Origin of the sequence: Gluconacetobacter tumulicola, from assembly GCF_014174215.1 — a bacterium.
Taxonomy (GTDB): Bacteria; Pseudomonadota; Alphaproteobacteria; order Acetobacterales; family Acetobacteraceae; genus Gluconacetobacter; species Gluconacetobacter tumulicola.
In genome coordinates, this window is record NZ_JABEQL010000073.1 from 1 (window position 1) to 1,091 (window position 1,091).

Genomic DNA, 1,091 nt, shown 5'->3' on the forward strand with positions numbered 1-1,091 from the left:
CCGACGCAAGAAGCCGGTGATCCCTGACGATGTTCTGGACCAGGTTCTGGCTGGTCGCGTGGTCCGCACTATGTCGGACGCGGACGCCCTTCTGGGCGATATGAAGAAAGCCCTGGCGGAGCGGTTGCTCAACGCCGAACTGGACCACCATCTGGACGGCGAGGCTGTGGCTGGTCGCCCGAATTGCCGCAACGGCTACGGCCAGAAGACCGTGCTGACGGATGGGGGCCGGGTGCGGTTGGACATCCCCCGCGATCGGGCGGGAACGTTCGATCCGCAACTGATCGCCCGCTACCGGCGGCGGTTTCCCGGCTTCGACGATCGGATCATTTCGATGTATGCGCGCGGGATGAGCGTGCGCGAGATCCAGGGCCATCTGCTTGAAATCTATGGCGTGGAAGCCTCACCGGACCTGATCAGCGTCATCACCGACGCCGTGCTAGACGAAGTGGCAGCCTGGCAGAACCGGCCGCTGGAGGCGGTCTATCCGGTGGTGTTCTTCGATGCCCTGCGGGTGAAGATCCGCGATGAAAGCGTGGTGCGCAACAAGGCGGTGCATATCGCCCTGGGCGTGCGCGCCGATGGCACCAAGGAAGTCCTCGGCCTGTGGATCGAGCAGAACGAGGGCGCCAAATTCTGGCTCCGGGTCATGAACGAACTGCGCCATCGTGGCGTCGAGGATATCCTGCTGGCCGTGGTCGACGGGCTCAAGGGGTTTCCAGACGCCATCCGTGCCGTCTTCCCCGAAGCCCTGGTGCAGACCTGCATCGTGCATCTGCTGCGCCATTCGCTGGATTTCGTCGCCTGGAAAGACCGCAAATCCGTGGCCACAGCTCTGAAGGATATCTACCGGGCGGTGGACGCCGAAGCCGGAAAAGCTGCCCTCACCGCCTTTGCCGAGAGCTCCTGGGGCCGGAAATACGCGGCGATCGTCCAGTCCTGGGAGCGGGCCTGGGAGGAGGTCATTCCCTTCTATGCCTTCCCCGCCGAGGTCCGAAAATTGATCTACACCACCAATGCCATCGAGGCGCTGAACGCCAAGCTGAGGCGGGCCGTCCGGGCCAGGGGGCATTTCCCCAATGACGACGCGG

At 63.9% G+C, this 1,091-nt stretch carries 1 protein-coding gene; it reads left to right on the forward strand.

The features are described from left to right. Positions 1-1,091, forward strand: a 1,091-nt coding sequence (locus HLH29_RS19285) for an IS256 family transposase (RefSeq protein WP_246374499.1), incomplete at both ends; no start/stop codon positions are given.